The 17,103-nt window shown below is 75.7% G+C and carries 18 protein-coding genes; 7 read left to right on the forward strand and 11 right to left on the reverse strand.

The annotated features are described in order from the left end of the window. Positions 1-33 precede the first annotated feature (33 nt). Both ACI79Y_RS18430 and ACI79Y_RS18435 read right to left on the reverse strand, forming a co-directional pair. Positions 34-657 (reverse strand): phage holin family protein, encoded by a 624-nt coding sequence (locus ACI79Y_RS18430; RefSeq protein WP_457159882.1) that lies wholly within the window; start codon positions 655-657, stop codon positions 34-36. Next, a complete protein-coding gene (locus tag ACI79Y_RS18435) occupies positions 654-1,436 on the reverse strand; it encodes a hypothetical protein (RefSeq protein WP_457159883.1) in 783 nt (260 codons plus the stop codon). Before ACI79Y_RS18435 ends, ACI79Y_RS18430 begins: the two co-directional genes overlap by 4 nt. Before the next feature lie 346 nt (positions 1,437-1,782). Here ACI79Y_RS18435 and ACI79Y_RS18440 point away from each other — a divergent pair, with 346 nt between their 5' ends. Further along, complete coding sequence (locus ACI79Y_RS18440; RefSeq protein ID WP_457159884.1) at positions 1,783-2,649, forward strand: siderophore-interacting protein; 867 nt, start codon at positions 1,783-1,785, stop codon at positions 2,647-2,649. A 42-nt stretch (positions 2,650-2,691) separates the two neighbouring features. On the opposite strand, the gene ACI79Y_RS18445 is transcribed toward ACI79Y_RS18440, so the two are convergent. Next, a complete protein-coding gene (locus tag ACI79Y_RS18445) occupies positions 2,692-3,357 on the reverse strand; it encodes an NADPH-dependent F420 reductase (RefSeq protein ID WP_457159885.1) in 666 nt (221 codons plus the stop codon). A gap of 36 nt (positions 3,358-3,393) precedes the next feature. Beyond that, positions 3,394-3,801: a neutral zinc metallopeptidase gene (locus ACI79Y_RS18450; protein WP_457159899.1), complete on the reverse strand. Its 408-nt coding sequence runs from the start codon at positions 3,799-3,801 to the stop codon at positions 3,394-3,396. Here ACI79Y_RS18450 and ACI79Y_RS18455 point away from each other — a divergent pair. Together ACI79Y_RS18455 and ACI79Y_RS18460 are read left to right on the forward strand one after the other, a co-directional pair. Then, the gene (locus ACI79Y_RS18455) at positions 3,748-4,194 is read left to right on the forward strand and encodes a nitroreductase family deazaflavin-dependent oxidoreductase (RefSeq protein WP_457159886.1); all 447 of its coding nucleotides are present in this window, start codon (positions 3,748-3,750) and stop codon (positions 4,192-4,194) included. The genes ACI79Y_RS18450 and ACI79Y_RS18455 overlap by 54 nt on opposite strands. Then, a complete protein-coding gene (locus ACI79Y_RS18460) occupies positions 4,098-5,036 on the forward strand; it encodes an SDR family NAD(P)-dependent oxidoreductase (RefSeq protein WP_457159887.1) in 939 nt (312 codons plus the stop codon). The genes ACI79Y_RS18455 and ACI79Y_RS18460 overlap by 97 nt, the downstream gene beginning before the upstream one ends. Before the next feature lie 2 nt (positions 5,037-5,038). Here the strand turns inward: ACI79Y_RS18460 and ACI79Y_RS18465 are convergent, their stop codons facing one another. Beyond that, the gene (locus ACI79Y_RS18465; protein ID WP_457159888.1) at positions 5,039-6,619 is read right to left on the reverse strand and encodes an FUSC family protein; all 1,581 of its coding nucleotides are present in this window, start codon (positions 6,617-6,619) and stop codon (positions 5,039-5,041) included. A 162-nt stretch (positions 6,620-6,781) separates the two neighbouring features. On the opposite strand from ACI79Y_RS18465, the gene ACI79Y_RS18470 reads away from it, so the two are divergent. Continuing rightward, the gene (locus ACI79Y_RS18470; protein ID WP_457159889.1) at positions 6,782-7,714 is read left to right on the forward strand and encodes an ABC transporter substrate-binding protein; all 933 of its coding nucleotides are present in this window, start codon (positions 6,782-6,784) and stop codon (positions 7,712-7,714) included. Between the two features lie 37 nt (positions 7,715-7,751). Here ACI79Y_RS18470 and ACI79Y_RS18475 read toward each other — a convergent pair whose 3' ends face one another. Genes ACI79Y_RS18475 through ACI79Y_RS18485 form a run of 3 tightly spaced genes read right to left on the reverse strand, consistent with a single transcriptional unit; the run spans position 7,752 to position 10,396 of the window. Then, on the reverse strand, positions 7,752-8,723 hold the full coding sequence (locus ACI79Y_RS18475; protein ID WP_457159890.1) for an aldo/keto reductase: 972 nt from the start codon (positions 8,721-8,723) through the stop codon (positions 7,752-7,754). Positions 8,724-8,766: 43 nt separating this feature from the next. After that, positions 8,767-9,819: a winged helix DNA-binding domain-containing protein gene (locus tag ACI79Y_RS18480; protein ID WP_457159891.1), complete on the reverse strand. Its 1,053-nt coding sequence runs from the start codon at positions 9,817-9,819 to the stop codon at positions 8,767-8,769. A gap of 37 nt (positions 9,820-9,856) precedes the next feature. Continuing rightward, positions 9,857-10,396 (reverse strand): GNAT family N-acetyltransferase, encoded by a 540-nt coding sequence (locus ACI79Y_RS18485; RefSeq protein ID WP_457159892.1) that lies wholly within the window; start codon positions 10,394-10,396, stop codon positions 9,857-9,859. Positions 10,397-10,489: 93 nt separating this feature from the next. On the opposite strand from ACI79Y_RS18485, the gene ACI79Y_RS18490 reads away from it, so the two are divergent. Continuing rightward, positions 10,490-11,413, forward strand: a complete 924-nt coding sequence (locus ACI79Y_RS18490; RefSeq protein WP_457159893.1) for a 2-oxoglutarate and iron-dependent oxygenase domain-containing protein — start codon at positions 10,490-10,492, stop codon at positions 11,411-11,413. Positions 11,414-11,710: 297 nt separating this feature from the next. Here the strand turns inward: ACI79Y_RS18490 and ACI79Y_RS18495 are convergent, their stop codons facing one another. Beyond that, complete coding sequence (locus ACI79Y_RS18495) at positions 11,711-12,379, reverse strand: phosphoribosyltransferase (RefSeq protein ID WP_457159894.1); 669 nt, start codon at positions 12,377-12,379, stop codon at positions 11,711-11,713. A 184-nt stretch (positions 12,380-12,563) separates the two neighbouring features. On the opposite strand from ACI79Y_RS18495, the gene ACI79Y_RS18500 reads away from it, so the two are divergent. Both ACI79Y_RS18500 and ACI79Y_RS18505 read left to right on the forward strand, forming a co-directional pair. Continuing rightward, positions 12,564-12,782: a three-helix bundle dimerization domain-containing protein gene (locus tag ACI79Y_RS18500; protein WP_457159895.1), complete on the forward strand. Its 219-nt coding sequence runs from the start codon at positions 12,564-12,566 to the stop codon at positions 12,780-12,782. Between the two features lie 23 nt (positions 12,783-12,805). Next, on the forward strand, positions 12,806-14,434 hold the full coding sequence (locus ACI79Y_RS18505; protein ID WP_457159896.1) for an ABC-F family ATP-binding cassette domain-containing protein: 1,629 nt from the start codon (positions 12,806-12,808) through the stop codon (positions 14,432-14,434). Between the two features lie 296 nt (positions 14,435-14,730). On the opposite strand, the gene ACI79Y_RS18510 is transcribed toward ACI79Y_RS18505, so the two are convergent. Further along, positions 14,731-15,624, reverse strand: a complete 894-nt coding sequence (locus ACI79Y_RS18510) for an oxidoreductase (protein ID WP_457159897.1) — start codon at positions 15,622-15,624, stop codon at positions 14,731-14,733. Positions 15,625-15,659: 35 nt separating this feature from the next. Then, positions 15,660-16,868: an MFS transporter gene (locus tag ACI79Y_RS18515; RefSeq protein ID WP_457159898.1), complete on the reverse strand. Its 1,209-nt coding sequence runs from the start codon at positions 16,866-16,868 to the stop codon at positions 15,660-15,662. Between the last annotated feature and the right edge of the window lie 235 nt (positions 16,869-17,103).

Here is a 17,103-nt window from a genome sequence, read left to right on the forward strand (position 1 = left end):
GAGGGAACTCCTGTCTAACTAGCCGGGAAGAGGTCAGTGGGGCTTGAGCGCGTCGGGCACCTGCTTGAGCGTGTCCACGGTCCGCTCGGGCTTCGGGTCGACCTTCTTGAGCTGCGAGAAGTCGATCTCCTGCGAGACCCGCTTCGGGTCGACGTCCTTCAGCTTCTTGCGGCCCATGGCAGCGAGGACGGCGGCGACCAGCCCCCACACGACCGCCACGATCAGCGCGGCCCAGCCGGTGGGGATGACGCTGGCCAGCGCCCACATCAGCGCGAGGCTGAGGAACAACGCCACCATGTACCCGGCGAAGCCGGCGCCGCCGAGCATCCCGGCGCCCTTGGCGGCCTTCGTCGCCTCGCCCTTGGCGGCGTCGGTGGCGCGGGTCGCCTGACCCTTGACCACGTCGGTGGCCTCGGTGGCCTCCTGGCGCAGCTCCGCCTTGGCCAGCTCCAGCTCCTGGCGCATCAGCGTGGACAGATCCCGACTGACCTCGCTCAGCAGCTGACCGACCGACGTCTGCTCGACGTCAGGGTGCCCCGCATCGGTCATCGGCTGTGCCGTGTTGTCCGAGTGCTCGGTCGCGGCGTAGCCGGTGGCGCCGCTGGACGCGTAGCCGGTACCTGCCTGCCCGTAGCCCTGGTTGCCGGGGGCGGTCACAGCCGGCCCTCACCGGGGGTGCGGGACGGGTCGTCCCAGCCGGCGCCGGCGGTGGGGGCGGCGGTGGTGCCCTCCGGCGGCAGGGTGCCGTACGGCGGGGGCGGGACCGATCCGGTCGTACCGGTGGTCGCGTACCCCGCGGTCTCGGTGGTGGCGTAGCCGGTCGCTGGGGTGCCGGCGACGTGGTTGCCACCCGTGGCGGGACGGTCGGAGCCGCCAGCGGGCTGGCCGGAGCCGTTCTGGTCCTTGTGCGCTGCCACCGCGCCGGTGGTCAGCCGCCCGGCGACGACGCCGGCGAGGGCGGCACCGAGCAGGAAGGCACCCGGCTTGCGGCGGGCGAAGGACCGGACGTCCTGCAGCAGGTCACCGGGCTCCCGGTCCTGCACCCAGCTGGCCAGCTGCTCGACCTTGTCGCTGGCCTGGCGGACCACGTCGGCCGCCGGGCCGGTGGGGGCCTCCCCGCTGCCCTGGGCCATGTTGCGCAGCTGCGTCGCGATGTCGTTGAGGCCCTGACCGGCCTTCTGCTGCCCGCTGCGGGCCTGCTCGGTGAGCTGCTGGCGGCCCTGGGCCACGAGGTCCTGCGCCTGGCGGCCGGCCTCGTGGGTGACCTGCTTGGCCTGGTCGGCGGCGGTGGAGGCGACCTGGCCCCCCGCCTCGGCAGCGCTGTGGCCGACGTTCTTGGCCTGGTCCTTGGTGGCGTCCTTGGTCGACGGGGTGCCCGTGCGGTCGGTCGCCCCGCTCGAAGGCGACTGTGTCGGGGTGTCGATGGAGTGCGTCATCGTTCCTCCTCGTCGTGCGTCGGGCTCGTGGTGGGTGGAGCTGGTCGTTCGGCCGGGTCCGCGACCGGGCGCGCACCATGGCCGGCCGGGGTCGGCCGGTCTGCTCGTGCCTGGTCGCGGAACGGCGCAGGGGCGCCCGGGGGCGCCCAGGTCGGTGTCGCGCGGGTGGGCCCACCGTGGTCTCGGTGGACGCCGTTCCGTTGGACTGGCGGGTACCCGTGCCGGTCTACGGCGTAAACCGGTGAGATCGACATTCCGGGCCGCCGGCCGTCCGGCGGGCGGTGACCCGGCGTAGCCTTACCCGTCGGTAAGGGGAGCCTTCCCTTGCCTGATGGGAGGAGATGGGATGACCGGAGCGACACAGCAGACGGTGGAGCCCCGGCCGCGGCGGCCGCGGGTGCCCCGGATCGCGGAGGTGCTCCGCACCTCGCGGCTGACGCCGCACATGATCCGCGTCGTGCTCGGCGGTGACGGGCTGGCCGGCTTCCCCGTCGGGGAGTTCACCGACCACTACGTGAAGCTGCTCTTCCCGCCCGCCGGCGCGCCCTACGCCGTGCCCTTCGACCCCGAGCAGGTCCGCGCGGAGCTGCCGCGCGACCAGTGGCCGGTCACCCGCACGTACACGGTGCGTGCCTGGGACCCGACGTCCGGCGAGCTCACCATCGACTTCGTGTACCACGGCGACGAGGGCCTGGCCGGCCCGTGGGCGGCATCGGCCCGGCCCGGGGACCGGATCCAGCTGCTCGGCCCCGGCGGGGCGTACGCGCCCAGGCCGGATGCCGACTGGCACCTGCTCGTGGGCGACGAGAGCGCGCTCCCGGCGATCGCCGCCTCCCTGCCCCGGCTCACCGCCGGCGCCCCGGCACAGGTGTTCCTGGAGGTCGCCGGGCCCGAGGAGGAGCAGGACGACGTGCCGACGCCGGTCGGCGTCGAGCTGGTCTGGGTGCACCGCGGCTCCGCCGAGCCCGGGCGGGCGCTGGTCGACGCGGTCCGCGCCGCGCAGCTGCCGGCCGGGCGGGGCCACGTGTTCGTGCACGGCGAGGCGGGCCTGGTGCGGGAGCTGCGCCGGCACCTGCGCGCCGAGCGCGGCCTGGACCCGGAGTTCACCTCGGTCTCCGGCTACTGGCGGGTGGGTCGCACCGAAGACCGCTGGCAGGCCGAGAAGCGCGACTGGAACGCCCAGATCGAGGCCGAGGAGCAGGTCGCCGGCTGACCGGTGCCCCTCCGGGGTGGGCGCCACCCCGGAGAGGGTGGCTCACATGTCGCGGTAGCGCTTCGCCGCGGCGGTGGCGGCGCGCAGCTGCTCGGCGTCCAACCGCGGCCCGTAACCGGGGGTGTCGCGCTGGATCCGCCACCCTTCGGCGAGCGGGCCGAGGTCGACGACGTCGAAGCCGAGGTCGGCGATGAGCTGCGCGACCTGCTCCTTGGCGCCGGCGTCGTCCCCGGCCACGGCCAGCGCCCGCCGGTGCGGGGTGCCGGCGGCCTGCCCGTGCTCCACGATGTCCCGGGCGCCGATGTGGTTGAACGCCTTGACCACGCGTGAGGTCGGCAGGTGGGCCTGGAGCAGCTCCGCCGTCGTCGTCGACTCGTCGTCCAGCTCGGCGATCTGCCCGTCGCGCTGCGGGTAGTAGTTGTTCGTGTCGATCACCACCTTCCCGGCCAGCGGCTCGACGGGCACCTGGCCGACGTTCTTCAGCGGGATGGTGACCACCGCGAGGTCGGCTGCGGCCGCCGCGTCGGCCGCGGTGCCGGCCCGGACGCTGCCGCGCCGCCCCGGCCGCTGTTCCAGGGCGGCCACCAGCCCGGTCAGGGTCTCGGGGCCGCGGGAGTTGCTGAGCACGACGTCGTAGCCGGCGTCGAGCGCGGCCTGGGCGAGGGCGGTGCCGATGTTCCCGGCGCCGATGAGTCCGAGGGTCGTCATGGTCACGGCAACCACCGGCCGCGGACGCCGCTTCCCTCAGCCGAGGTCGTCGACGGCGAAGGTGTCGCAGTGCGCGGGATCACCGGTCCCGAACCCGGTGGTGAACCAGCGCCGGGGCTGCCCGGAGGTGCCGTGGGTGAACGCCCCACGGTCGGCGGTGCCGCCGCCCAGCTCGCCCTGGATGAAGTCGTCGCCGATCCGGCCCGCGGTGTCCAGGGCCCGCTGCACGTCCGCTTCGATGATCTCGGTGGTCAGCGGCCCGCCGGAGTCGTCAGGCACCGTGGTCGCGTGCCCGGCCCAGGCGCCGGCGCAGCAGTCGGCCTGCAGCTCCAGTCGGACCCAACCGCTGGTCGAGCCGCGCTCGCCGGGCTGCCGCCCTAGGGTCGGGGCATGCCGTTGGAAGGTGAGTACGAGCCCAGCCCGGAGAAGTGGGTGCGCGACCAGGTGGAGCTCTACGAGCGCACCGGCGGGCGGGAGGGCAACACCCTGCCCGGCCGCACCGAGCCGGTGGTGGTCTTCAGCACCCGCGGGGCGAAGAGCGGCAAGGTCCGCAAGAACCCGCTGATGCGCGTGGAGCACGACGGCGCCTACGCCATGGTCGCCTCCAAGGGCGGGGCACCGGAGCACCCCACCTGGTACTTCAACCTCAAGGCCCACCCCGACCAGGTGACGGTGCAGGACGGCGACCAGGTGTGGGACGGCGTCGCCCGCGAGCTGACCGGCGAGGAGCGGGCTGTGTGGTGGGAGCGGGCGGTCGCCGCCTTCCCCGACTACGCGGACTACCAGACCCGGACCGACCGGGAGATCCCGGTCTTCGTGGTCGAGCGGGCGCACTGAACGCCACGCCGGACGACCAGCGACCGGTCGCCGTCGTCACCGGGGCCAGCGACGGGATCGGCGCCGCGGCGGCCCGCCGGCTGCACAGCGGCGGGTGGCGGGTCGTGGTCGTCGGCCGGTCGCCGGAGAAGACCGCGGCGATCGGGGCGGAGCTGGGGGTCGAGACCGAGGTCGCCGACTTCGCCCGGCTCGACGACGTGCGCCGGCTCGCCGCCGACCTCACCGCACGGCTGCCGCGCATCGACGTGCTGGCCGGGAACGCCGGCGCCACCTTCGGCCGGCCGGGGCGCACCGTCGACGGCATCGAGCAGACCTTCCAGGTCGACCACCTCGCCCCCTACCTGCTCACCCGGCTGCTGGAGGACCGGCTGCGGGCGAGCCGGGCGAGGGTGGTGACCACCTCGTCGGGAGCGCACTGGCTGGGCGGGGTGCGGCGCGGCCGGCTGGCCGACCTCGCCGAGGTGCCCCGCCGCTACTCCGGCATGCTCGTGTACTCCCGCGCCAAGTGGGCGAACGTGCTGTTCACCCGCGAGCTGGCCCGCCGCTGGGCACCCGAGGTCACCGCCACCTGTTTCGAGCCCGGCGCCGTGGCGACCTCGTTCGGGCAGGCCTCCGGAGGCGTCACCGGGCTGGTGTTCCGCAGCCCGCTGCGGGCCGTCATGCGCACTCCGGCCCAGGGCGCGGACACCCTGGTCTGGCTGGCCACCGTCGACGACGGCTGGCGCAACGGCGGCCACCACGCCGACCGGTCCCCGGCCCGGACGCTGCCCTCGGCGGCCGACGACGTCCGGGCGCGTGAGCTGTGGGAGCTGTCTGCCCGGCTGGTCGGCCTGGCCGGCTGAGCTCAGCCGGCCGACCGGCCCCCCGGGTCGCCGCCGAGCTCCGCGCGGATCCGCGCGGCGACCTGACCGGCCAGCTCGTGGTCGCCCCGCGCCCGGGCGCCGAGCAGCGCCCAGCCCAGGTCACCGACCTGGCGGGCACGGCGGCGCCACACGTCGGCGCCGGGCGCGGCGAACAGCTCGGCCCGGGCTGCCGTCGTCACCTCATCCTGCGCCAGCAGTGCCTCCTGCAGGGCGTGGTCCGCGCGGGTGCCCGGCGGTGCGGCCGCGGCCGCGACGGCGTGCTGCTGGCTCGCCGCCACCGCGCCCGGCAGCCGGCGACTGCCGGTGTGCGGGAAGAGGAGCAGGCCGGCGGCGAGGGCGACGGTGATCCCGACCAGCGTCTCGGCCACCCGCACGGTGATGAGCTCGGTGCCGCTGCTGGCCGGGTTGCCCAGGTGCACCAGCAGCAGGGCCAGCGGCGTGATGCAGGCGACCGAGAGCACGTACTGGCTGGCGATCAGCAGTTCGACGGCCAGCATCAGCAGCCCCACCACGACCACGGTGGCCGCGACGGGGAGCTCCAGCCAGAACAGCAGCGCGGCCAGGCCGACGCCGGCCAGCGTCCCGGTCACCCGGTGCAGTGCGCGGGCACGGGTGTGCCGGGCGTCGGTGCCGAGCAGCACGGCGACGGCGGTGCTCACCGCCCAGTAGGCGCTGGGCAGCCCGGTCAGCGCGGCGATCGCCCCGGCGGTGGTGGCCCCCAGCCCGATCCGGGCTGCGGTGGGGGCCCAGGCCGGCGCGGTACGGCGCGGCGGCGGGGTCGTCGGGCCGGCGAGCGCAGCTCCGTCGTCCGGCGGTGGGACGTTCGGCGGCAGCACCCGGAAGAACCGCTCCTCGACCTGCTCCAGCTCCCGGTGCAGCGACGGTCGCCGTCGGCTGCCGCCGGCCACCGCGGCGACGGCGACCCGCACCGCGCGGGCGACCGAACCCGGCCGGGTCGTCCCCAGCCCGTCTCGCTCGACGGCGCTGACCGCGGTGTCGGCAGCGCGCAGTGACTGGCGCTCGGGCCCGGCCGGGTCCCACAGCCAGGGCAGCATCACGACGACCCACGCCAGCGCGGCGCCCCCGGCGGCCGCGGCGACGTGCCCGGCCACCGCCGTCTGTGAGTCGCCGAGCGTGCTGGCGCTGCCGCCGGCGAGCGCGATCATCAACGGGCCGGGTGGGCCGATCCGCCAGACCGCGGTCGCGGCGGTGGCGGCCGCCACCAGGGCGCCCAGCACGACCGCGAGCAGCAGCGGGCGCGGACCGGCCAGGCCGCTGGCGCCCACGGTGGCGGTGAGCGCGACGCCGACCCCCGCGGACACCGCTGCCCGCCGCCGGTAGGGCAGCGCGTGGCCGTAGACGGCGGTGAAGCCGCCGAGCGCGGCCGCGGAGCCGAGGTCCGGCCGGTCCAGCAGCACGAAGAGGACCAGGGGTGCGGTCACGCAGAAGGCGGCCGACAGTGCCCGGCGGCGGTGCGTGGCCCACAGCGAGGTGACCGCCGGCAGCGGCGGGCCGAGCAGGTGCGGGGCGAGCCGGCGGATCGGGGAGGAGGAGCCGGACACGGTCGCCATCGTCTCCCGCCGTCTGCGCCGCCGTCGGACGGGGCGTCCCGGTGGGGGGCGAGTTTGGGCAGGCTACCCTAACTCTCGCCGCACCGAGGCGGCGACGACGAGAGGACGGAACGGGTGCGCGGACGGCGAGCGGGCCGAGCAGGAGCCGGGCTGGTGGGGCTGGTGACCGCGCTGGCGATCAGCGGCTGCGGGAACGCCGGGAGCGGGGCGGAGGACGCCCCCTCCGGCACGGCGGAGGAGGTGCGCACGGTCGGCCACGCCCTCGGCGAGGCGGAGATCAGCGGCGTGCCCGAGCGGGTCGTGGTGCTGGACACCGGGGAGCTGGACACCGCGCTGTCCCTGGGTGTCACGCCGGTCGGCGCCGTGCGCACCGACGCGAGCACCGAGCTGCCCGGCTACCTGGCAGAGGCCGGCGCCGACCCCGACGAGATCGCGGAGGTGGGGACGATCGCCGAGCCGAACCTGGAGGCGATCGCCGCCCTGGACCCGGACCTGATCCTGTCCAACACCGCGCGGCACACCGAGCTGTACGAGCAGCTGCAGGCGATCGCCCCCACGGTCATGGGGGAGGGGGTCGGGGAGACGTGGAAGCAGAACCTCGCCGTCTACGCCGAGGCGCTCGGCCAGCAGGAGGCGGGCGAGGAGCTGCTCGCCGAGCACCGGGACCGGGCGACCGAGGTGGGCGCGCTCTTCGGCGACCCGGCGGCGCTCGAGGTGAGCATCGTGCGGTTCGTCGGGACCGGCTCGGCCCGGCTGTACGGCGAGGGCTCGTTCATCGGGACCGTGCTGGCCGACGCCGGCTTCGCCCGCCCGGAGGTCCAGCGCACCGACGAGACGTTCGTGGAGGTGGGCCCGGAGGAGATCAGCCAGGCGGACGGCGACCTGCTCTTCTACTCCGCGTACGGCGAGGGCGGGGCGGCGGAGCTGACCGAGCTCACCTCCGGTGGACTGTGGCAGTCGCTCGGCGCGGTCCAGCGGGGCGACGCGGTGCCGGTCGACGACGACCGCTGGTTCCTGGCCATCGGCCCGCTGGGCGCGGGCCTGGTGCTCGACGACCTGACCGAGGTCGCCCAGCAGCAGGCCTGAGCGGGGTGGGCCCGGCCCCCGGGCCCACCCCGCCGGCTCAGGCGAAGCCGACCACCGAGTGCGGGGTGTAGGGCTCCTCCAGCCGGGCGACCTCCTCCTCGGTCAGCCGCAGCTCGACCGCGGCGACGGCGTCGCGGAGGTGGTGCTCCTTGGTGACCCCGACGATCGGCGCGGTGACCACCGGCTTGCTCAGCACCCAGGCCAGCGCGACCTGCGCGCGGGGAACGCCGCGGGCCTCGGCGACCTCGGCGACCCGCTCGACGATCGCCCGGTCGGTGTCGTTGTAGAGCTTGCTGCCGAACTCGTCGGTCTCCGACCGGGTGGTCTGCTCGTCCCAGTCGCGGGTGAGCCGGCCGCGGGCCAGCGGGCTCCACGGGATGACCCCGATGCCCTCGTCGGCGCACAGCGGGAGCATCTCCCGCTCCTCCTCGCGGTTCAGCAGGTTGTAGTGGTCCTGCATGGAGACGAACCGGTGCCAGCCGTGCTCGCCGGCGCGGTGCAGCGCCTTGCTGAACTGCCAGGCCCACATGCTGGAGGCGCCCAGGTAGCGCACCTTGCCCGACCGCACGGCCGAGTCGAGCGCCTCCAGCGTCTCCTCGATCGGCGTCGCCGGGTCCCAGCGGTGGATCTGGTACAGGTCGATGTGGTCGGTGCCCAGCCGGCGCAGCGAGGCATCGAGCTCGCGGAGGATCGCCGTGCGGGACAGCCCGGCGCCGTTGGGGCCCGGCCGCATCCGGCCGTGCACCTTGGTGGCCAGGACGACGTCGTCCCGGTCGGCGAAGTCGCGGATCGCCCGGCCGGTGATCTCCTCGCTGGAGCCGGCCGAGTAGACGTTGGCGGTGTCGAAGAAGGTGATGCCGGCCTCGACCGCCTGCTTGATGAGCTCCCGGCTCTGCTCCTCGGGCAGGCTCCACGGATGACCGCCGCGGGTGGGGTCGCCGAAGCTCATCATCCCCAGGCAGATCCGGGAGACCTGCAGGCCGGTGGTGCCCAGACGCGTGTACTCCATGGCCCCGAGCCAACTCCCGGACCGCCCGGTCCGCGCGCCGAGCTCAGGGCAGCGCGGCGTGGCGCGCCTCGACCGCGGCGACCACCTCCGCGGGCAGCTCGCCGAACGGCTCCAGCTCCAGCGGCCGGTCCTTCGTCCGGCCGGTGCGCCAGACCCCGACGACCGTGCCGGCGTGCACCACGGTGGGGCGGAACATGCCGTTGCCGCCCGGGACGATCCGGTTCGCGTGCTCGGCCGGCACGGTGCAGCTGCGGTCGGCGTAGCCGAGCACCAGCTCGTCGAAGCCCGGCAGCAGCACCACCCCGTCGGCCTCGGCCCGGGCCGCCGCGAGCCGCTCGGGCGTGCTCGGGTCCATCAGGTGCTCGACCCCGTCGACGGTCAGCGACGCCAGCTGCGGCCGGGCGGTCGCCAGGCCGGCCTTGACGTCGGCCATCGTGCAGCCGGCCCAGCGCGCCAGGTCCTTGACGGTGGCCGGCCCGTGGCCGCGGAAGTACCGCAGCGCCAGCTCGCCCAGCGCCGCATCGCGCTCCAGCCGCCGTGGCGCGGGGACCCACTCGTCGAGCAGCACGAACTGCTGGTCGCCGTCGGCGGTCGGGCCGAGCACGAGCGTGCCGGTCTGGGACAGGTACCAGAGCAGGTGGTAGCCGCGCTGCCCGGTCGTGGGCACGCCGCCGGCCGCGAGCGCGGCGAGCAGGTCGGCCCGCGAGGAGCTGCGGCCCCCGTCGAGCGCGGCGACGGCGAGGACGCGCGCCTGCTCGGTCTCGGCGTCGGTGATGCCCAGGGACGCCCGGCGGGCGGCCGCCCCGGCCAGCGCCCGCGGACCGAGGAGATCGAGCAGCCAGGGCAGGTCCTCGGCGGCGGTGAGGTGCAGGGTGCCGCGCATCGGCCACGAGCGGACGACGCGGCCGGCGTCGAGTGCGGCGGTGACCGCGGCCCGGGTGCCGGGCGCCGAGCGCAGCGCCACCGAGAGCAGGGCACCGGGCAGGTCCTGGCCCTGCACGCAGGTCAGCTCCCGGACGGCGTCCGTCGGGGTCTGCGCGGCCTGGCCGATCAGCCGCTGGGCGGCCAGCCGCAGCAGCGCGAGCTCGGTGGTCACGGGCGCACCCTGGCAGGAGGCCCTGACAGGACGGGGGTCAGCGCCGCAGGTGCAGGTAGAGCATGTCCTCGGCGTCCGGATCGTCGCTGAGCGGCGCGAAGCCGGCGGCCCGGGCCACCGCGAGGCTGGCGGTGTGGTCCGGCTCGATGCCCAGCACGAACTGCTCGACGTCGGCCAGGTCCGCCGCCGCGGTGTAGGCCCGCAGCACCGCCCGGCCGTATCCGCGCCCCCAGCGGCCGGGGTCGACGACGTACGCCGCGCTCGCCGCCCGTCCCGGGTGCTCCTCGGTCACCCGTTCGGCCTCGGGGTCCCACGTCGTCCACCGGTCGTAGACGTCGCCGCCGACCTGGCCGACCGGGCTCCCGTCCTCGTCCACCGCCACACAGCTGTGTGCCCGGAGCACCCGCCGTCCGCGGAACTCCTCGTCCCGCGCCGCGGTGCGCAGGGCGAACTCCCGCTCCGGCCAGGTGCGGCCGCCCAGCCGGCGCTGCACCTCGGGGTGGTCGAACCACGGCAGCACCGCGGCCAGCAGCTCGGGCTCGAGGGGGACCAGGCGGATCGCGGGTGCGACGGGCACCCACCCACCCTGACGCACCGTCACGCCGACGTCATCCGGAGGCAACGGACCGGCCCTAGCGTCGCCGTCGACCCGAGCTGGAGAGGACGTGCGATGACGGTCGTGCCGCTGGTCGACCTGGCCCCCTGGTACCGCGGGGACGCCGCCGCCCGCCGGCAGGTGGCCACCGACGTCGACCGGGCGCTGTGCGAGGTCGGCTTCGTGCTGCTCACCGGCCACCCGGTCAGCTCCGCCCTCACCTACTGCCTGCGCGAGGAGGCGCGGTCGTTCTTCGCCCAGCCGCCGGCCGTCAAGGCCGCGCTCGCCTGCTTCCCGGGCGGGCGGGGCTGGGTGCCGCCGGGCCCACCCGCCGGTCCCGCTGCGCCGCCGGACCTCAAGGAGCAGTTCTGCTTCGGCCCCGAGCCCCCGCCGCCGGCCGAGCCCGGTGCCTGGCCGACGGACACCCCGAGCCTGCGCCCGGCGGCGACCGCCTTCGCCGCCCGTTGCGCCGCGCTCGCCGCGGAGCTGCTGCGGGTGCTGGCCCTGGCGCTCGACCTGGACGAGGACTTCTTCGTGGCCCGCTGCCCGGCGGACGCCTGGTCCGCCGACCTCACCTGGCACCCGGCCCGGGAGGCGGTCGGGTCGGTGGCGCCGGGGCAGCTGCGGGTGGGTGCGCACACCGACGACGGCGTCCTGGCCCTGACCGACCACCAGGCCGGGCTGGGTGGCCTGCAGGTCGCCACCCCGGAGGGCGAGTGGATCGACGCACCCTCCGTGCCGGGGGCGCTCACCGTCAACGCCGGTGACCTGCTGGCCCGCTGGACCGGCGACCGCTGGCGCTCGGCACCGCACCGGGTGCTGCCGCCCCCGGTCGAGGCCCCGGCCGAGGAGCTGCTCTCCCTCGCGCTGCGCCAGGACGCCGATCCGTTCGTCGTGGTCGAGCGGGTGCCGACCGCGGCGGCGGGGCCCACCCGCTACCCACCCGTGACCGCGGGGGAGTTCCTCCGCGACCGGAGAGGCTCCGTCCCCGTCGGCTGACGACGTACCGTGCCCTCATGATGGGGATGGGCAACCTCGATCCCGACGGGCGCCGTCGGCAGCGGCTGATCGCCGGGATCATCGTGGCGGCGATGCTGCTGGCTGCCGGTGCGGTGCTGTTCAGCGGCGTCTTCTGACGGGCGGGGACCGGACGCCGGCGCCTGGTCCACCACCGCGGGCACCCGGGGAGCCGAGCCGCGGGGTGCGCCAGCTGAGCCGCGCGGCGCAGCAGGCCGAGCACCTCGTCATCCGCCCGAGGCCCCGCGCAGCGGAGCCGGGTTCACAGCCCTGCCGGCCTCAGCCGCGTCCCCGGGACGCGGCACCGACCCGGTCGGCCACCGCCCGGCGGAGCAGGTCGACCACCTCGTCGTCGGTCACCTGCCCGAAGCGCCGGTAGGCGCCGCCCACCGCTCGGAACGCGTCCGGTGTCTCCACGCTGACCAGCTCGTCGACCGCAGTCCGCAGTCGGTCGGCCGCTCCCGGTGCGCAGACCGGGACGGCCAGCACCACGTGGGCCGCGCCGCACGCCCGCACCGCCGCGCACGCCGCCCGGGCGGTCGCGCCGGTGGCGATCCCGTCGTCGACCAGCACCGCGGTGCGCCCCGCGAGCGGCAGCCGGGGGCGGAGCCCCCGGACGCGCTGCACCCGCCGGGTCAGCTCCGCCTGCGCGCGGTCCAGCGCGGCCCGGAACTGCTCGGCCGTCACCCCGGCCCGCTCGACGACCCGCTCGTCCCGGACCACCGCGCCGCCCTCCGCGACGGCGCCCATCGCGACCTCGGCGGCGCCCGGCACCGGGATGCGGCGGACGACGACGAGGTCCAGCGGGGCGCGCAGCGCGGCAGCGACCTCGGCGGCCACGACCAGCCCGCCGCGCGGCAGGCCCAGGACGACGACGTCCTCGGCGGTCAGGTGGGTGAGCTGGGGAGCCAGCCGACGGCCGGCCTCGGTGCGGTCCCGGAAGGGCATGGTCCACCTCCGCAGGCGGGGAACCCGACACCGCGATCGTCCTCCGCGGCGGCGCCGCTGCCCACCCCTCGGCGCGCGGGACGTTGGGCCCTGGCGTGTCGGCCGTCGACCGGTCCACTGTGGAGCGGTACGCGCGTCGCCCGCCCCCGCGGCGGCGCAACCGACCACCCGCGGAGGACCGCCGGTGTCCGCTCCCACCCCGCCAACGCCCCCCACCCCACCCGCTGACGAGGCCGTCGGCCAGGCCGTCGACCGGCTGGTCCGTGAGTTCGCCGGCCGCCCGCCGGCGACCGTGACCGCCATCGTGCGCGGCGCCCGCACGGAGCTCAGCGGCGCGCCGGCCGGCGCGCTGCCCGAGCTGGTCGAACGGCTGGCCCGGCAGCGGCTGCAGGCCACCGGCTGAACAGGCTTGCCCGGCCGGGCACGATGGCCGGCGTGGGCTACGTCGACGTCACCGGGATCCGGCACACCCTCCCCGACGGGCGGGTGCTGCTCGACGACGTCTCCTTCCGGGTCGGCGAGGGCGCCTGCGCGGCGCTGGTCGGGGAGAACGGCGCCGGCAAGACCACGCTGCTGCGCATCATCAGCGGCGACCTGACCCCGGAGGCCGGCTCGGTCGCCCTGGTGGGCGGGCTCGGGATCATGCGCCAGTTCATCGGCTCGGTCCGCGACGACACGACCGTGCAGCGGTTCCTCGTCGACCTCGCGCCGCCCGCCGTCCGGCAGGCGTGGGACGCCGTCGAGGCCGCCGAGCTGCGGCTGATGGAGACCGACGACGAGCCGGCGCAGATGGCCTACGCGAACGCGTTGGCCCACTGGGGAGACGTCGGCGGCTATGACGTCGAGGTCACCTGGGACACCGTGACCGTCGCGGCGCTCGGCGTCCCGTACGAGCGGTGCAAGTACCGGGAGCTCACCAGTCTCTCCGGCGGTGAGCAGAAGCGGTTGGCGCTGGAGTGCCTGCTCCGCGGACCGGACCAGGTGCTGCTGCTCGACGAGCCGGACAACTACCTGGACGTGCCCGGCAAGCGGTGGCTGGAGGAGCGGCTGCGTGAGACGCGCAAGACGGTGCTGTTCGTCAGCCACGACCGCGAGCTGCTCTCCCGGGTCGCCGACCGGGTGGTCACCGTCGAGGGTGGGACGGCGTGGGTGCACGGCGGCGACTGGGCCGGCTACCCCGCGGCCCGCAGCGCCCGGCACGACCGGATGGCCGAGCTGCGCAAGCGCTGGGACGAGGAGCACGAGCGGCTGGTCGAGCTGGTGCGCACCCTGCAGCAGCAGGCGAAGAACTCCCCGGACATGGCCGCCCGGTACCACGCCATGCAGACCCGGCTGGCCAAGTACGAGGCCGCCGGCCCGCCGCCGGAGCGCCCGCCGGACCAGTCGGTGACGATGCGGCTGCGCGGGGGCCGCACCGGCGTGCGGGTGCTGGTCGCCGAACAACTGGAGCTCAGCGGGCTGATGCGCCCCTTCGACCTGGAGGTCGACTACGGCGACCGGGTCGCGGTGCTGGGGTCGAACGGGGCGGGCAAGTCGCACTTCCTGCGGCTGCTGGCCGGCCAGGACGTCGCGCACACCGGGCACTGGCGGCTCGGGGCGCGCGTGGTCCCCGGCTTCTTCGCCCAGACCCACGCCCACCCCGAGTGGCTGGACCGAACGCTGGTCGACCTGCTGTGGCACGGCGAGCCCGGCCGCCCGGGGGTCGACCGCGGCCGGGCGATGGCGACGCTGCGCCGGTACGGGCTCGCCGGGCAGGGCGACCAGCTGTTCCGGTCACTGTCCGGTGGGCAGCAGGCCCGGTTCCAGGTGCTGCTGCTGGAGCTGTCCGGCGCCACGCTGCTGCTGCTCGACGAGCCCACCGACAACCTCGACGTGCTGTCCGCCGAGTCGCTGGAGGCGGCGCTGGCCGCGTTCGACGGCACGGTCCTGGCGGTCACCCACGACCGCTGGTTCGCCCGCACCTTCGACCGGTTCGTCGTCTTCGGTGCCGACGGGCGGGTGTACGAGGCCGGTGAGCCGGTGTTCGACGAGGCCCGGGTCCAGCGCGCCCGCTGAACCCCTTGCCGGCCGGTTGCCCGGCGCGGGAACGTGTCGGCGTGGACCGCGCTGCCGGTCTCGTGCTCGTCCCGTCCGTCGTGGGTCTGGAGGTCGGCGAGGCGCGTCGCGTGGCGGGTGACGCCGGCGTGGCGCTGGCCCAGCCCGACCCGGACGGCCCGCCGCTGGGTGCGCTGACCTGGCCCGGCCGCGGGCAGCGCGCCTCCGGTCGAGTGAGCAGTCCCGGTCGTCCCGGACGGCGTGTCCGCCCGCGTCGGCGACCGGAACTGCTCACTCGGCGTCAGCCGACGGTGGGGTCAGAGGTCGACGTCGGGGTCGCCCGAGCCGCCGATCCGGTCCAGCTCCTGCAGCTCCACCGGCCCCAGCACGCGCATGCCCGCCCGCAGGTTCTCCTCCAGGTGCTGCAACGACTTGGTGCCCGGGATGAGCAGCAGGTTGGGGGAGCGGGCCAGCAGCCAGGCCAGCGCGACCTCCATCGGCGTGGCCTCCAGCCGCCGGGCCACCGTCTCCAGCGCAGCGGACTGGATCGGGCTGAACCCGCCCAGCGGGAAGAAGGGCACGTAGGCGACGCCCTCGCGGGCCAGCGCGTCGATCATCGGGTCGTCGGCGCGGTGCACCAGGTTGTAGTGGTTCTGCACGCAGACGACCGGGGCGATGCCCTGGGCCTCGGCGAACATCTGCGGGGTCACGTTGCTCACCCCGATGTGCTTGACCAGGCCCTCCTGCTGCAGCTCGGCGAGGGCCTCCATGGGCTCGGCGAGGGAGCGCTGCACCGGCTCGGCGAACCCGGGCATCCGCAGGTTCACCACGTCCATCGCCTCGACGCCGAGGTGGTCGAGGTTGTCGTGCACGGCCTGGCGCAGCTCGTCGCGGGACAGCGCCTCGGGCCACTCGCCCTCCGGCGTCCGGCGGGCGCCCACCTTGGTGACGATGGTGAGGTGCTCCGGGTAGGGGTGCAGCGCCTCGCGGATGATCTCGTTTGTGACGTGCGGGCCGTAGTAGTCGCTGGTGTCGATGTGGTCGACGCCGAGCTCGACGGCGCGGCGGAGGACGGCGACGGCGCCCTCCCGGTCGGCCGGTGGGCCCATGACGTGCGGGCCGGAGAGCTGCATGGCGCCGTAGCCGATGCGGTGCACCGTGCGGTCGCCGAGGGGGAACTGGCCGGACTTCTCCGCCGTGGGGGTGGTCATGTCCGCCGCCTACCCGGTGACCGCGTCGCTGAACGTCAGCGGTCCAGGACCGGCTCCTGCGCCGCCCCGGTCGCTCCGTCGGTGGCGGCGTCCGGGCCGGACCGGGCCGAACCCACGACGACCGCGACGAGGGCCATCACCGCTCCGGTCAGCGCGAGCCCGACGCCCACCCACATGGGTGCCGTGTAGCCCAGTCCAGCCGAGAGCGCGGCGGCCCCGAACGCGGCCCCCAGCGCGTTGGCCACGTTGAACGCCGCCTGGTTGGCGGCGGAGACCAGGCTGCCACCGGGCACCCGGGCCACCTCGATCACCCGGTTCTGCAGGACCGGGCCCAGGGAGAAGGTGGCGGTTCCGAACAACACGACCAGCACGATCGCGGCCACCGGGAAGCGGGCCAGCAACGCGAAGGCCACCAGCAGGGCGGCGGCCGAGGCGAGCACCCCGGTGACGAACGCCATGCCCCAGCGGTCGCCGAGCCGGCCGCCGATCAGGGTGCCGACGGTGGCGCCGATCCCGAAGACGGCGAGCACGGGGGTCACCCAGCTCTCCGGCAGACCGGCCAGCTCGGTGAGGATCGGGCTGATGTAGCTGTAGACGGCGAACATGGCGGCGCAACCGATCGTGGTGACCCCCAGCACCAGCCACACCGCGGGACGACGGAACGCGACCAGCTCGCTGCGCAGGTCCGCTCGCTCCCCGGAGACCGGCGGCAGCCAGGCGAGCAGCCCGGCGATGGTGACCAGGCCGAGCCCGGCGACCACCCCGAAGACCAGCCGCCAGCTCAGCTGCTGCGCGAGGAGTGTCCCCAGCGGGACGCCGACGACGTTGGCGAGTGTGAGGCCGACGATCATCAGCGAGATGGCCTGGGAGGCACGGTTCGCGGGCACCAGTCGCCGTGCGGCCACCGCGCCGACCCCGAAGAACGAGCCGTGCGCCAGCGCGGTGAAGACCCGGGCCGCCACGAGGGTCGGGTAGTCGGGTGCGAGCGCGGAGAGGGCATTGCCCACGGTGAACAGGACCATCAGGCCCAGCAGGGTCTGCCGCGGGCTGAAACGGACCCCCAGCGCGGTGAGCGTGGGGGCGCCGATCACCACGCCGATGGCGTAGGCGGAGATCAGCAGCCCGACGGCGGACACCGAGACGTCGAGCCCCTCGGCGACCTGCGGGAGCATCCCCATCACCACGAACTCGGTGGTGCCGATGCCGAAGGCGCCGATGGCGAGCGCGAGCAGGGCGCGGGGCACGGGTGGGCTCCTCGGGGGCGGTGCTGAGGGGGAGGGGAGGGACGGCGGCGTCCTCCTGGCACCCAACGGCATCGGCGGCCGGATCCCGCCCCTGCGTCCCCATGAGGCTCGTCACGTCGCCCCGCACGGGCAGCGGGGGGGGGGGGGGGGGGGGGGGGGGGGCCGCGGCGGGGGGGGGGGGGGGGGGGGGGGGGGGGGGGGGGGTCGGTCTAGCCCCCGCCCCGTGTTGGTGGGG

The organism is Modestobacter sp. SYSU DS0875 (genome assembly GCF_054050915.1).

Excerpts from the sequence above, each read along its gene's own strand:
- ACI79Y_RS18440 (WP_457159884.1), top strand. The coding sequence starts at position 1,783 with ATGACCGGAGCGACACAGCAGACGGTGGAGCCCCGGCCGCGGCGGCCG.
- ACI79Y_RS18475 (WP_457159890.1), bottom strand. The coding sequence starts at position 8,723 with ATGGAGTACACGCGTCTGGGCACCACCGGCCTGCAGGTCTCCCGGATC.
- ACI79Y_RS18490 (WP_457159893.1), top strand. The coding sequence starts at position 10,490 with ATGACGGTCGTGCCGCTGGTCGACCTGGCCCCCTGGTACCGCGGGGAC.
- ACI79Y_RS18495 (WP_457159894.1), bottom strand. The coding sequence starts at position 12,379 with ATGCCCTTCCGGGACCGCACCGAGGCCGGCCGTCGGCTGGCTCCCCAG.
- ACI79Y_RS18445 (WP_457159885.1), bottom strand. The coding sequence starts at position 3,357 with ATGACGACCCTCGGACTCATCGGCGCCGGGAACATCGGCACCGCCCTC.
- ACI79Y_RS18510 (WP_457159897.1), bottom strand. The coding sequence starts at position 15,624 with ATGACCACCCCCACGGCGGAGAAGTCCGGCCAGTTCCCCCTCGGCGAC.
- ACI79Y_RS18505 (WP_457159896.1), top strand. The coding sequence starts at position 12,806 with ATGGCCGGCGTGGGCTACGTCGACGTCACCGGGATCCGGCACACCCTC.
- ACI79Y_RS18455 (WP_457159886.1), top strand. The coding sequence starts at position 3,748 with ATGCCGTTGGAAGGTGAGTACGAGCCCAGCCCGGAGAAGTGGGTGCGC.
- ACI79Y_RS18435 (WP_457159883.1), bottom strand. The coding sequence starts at position 1,436 with ATGACGCACTCCATCGACACCCCGACACAGTCGCCTTCGAGCGGGGCG.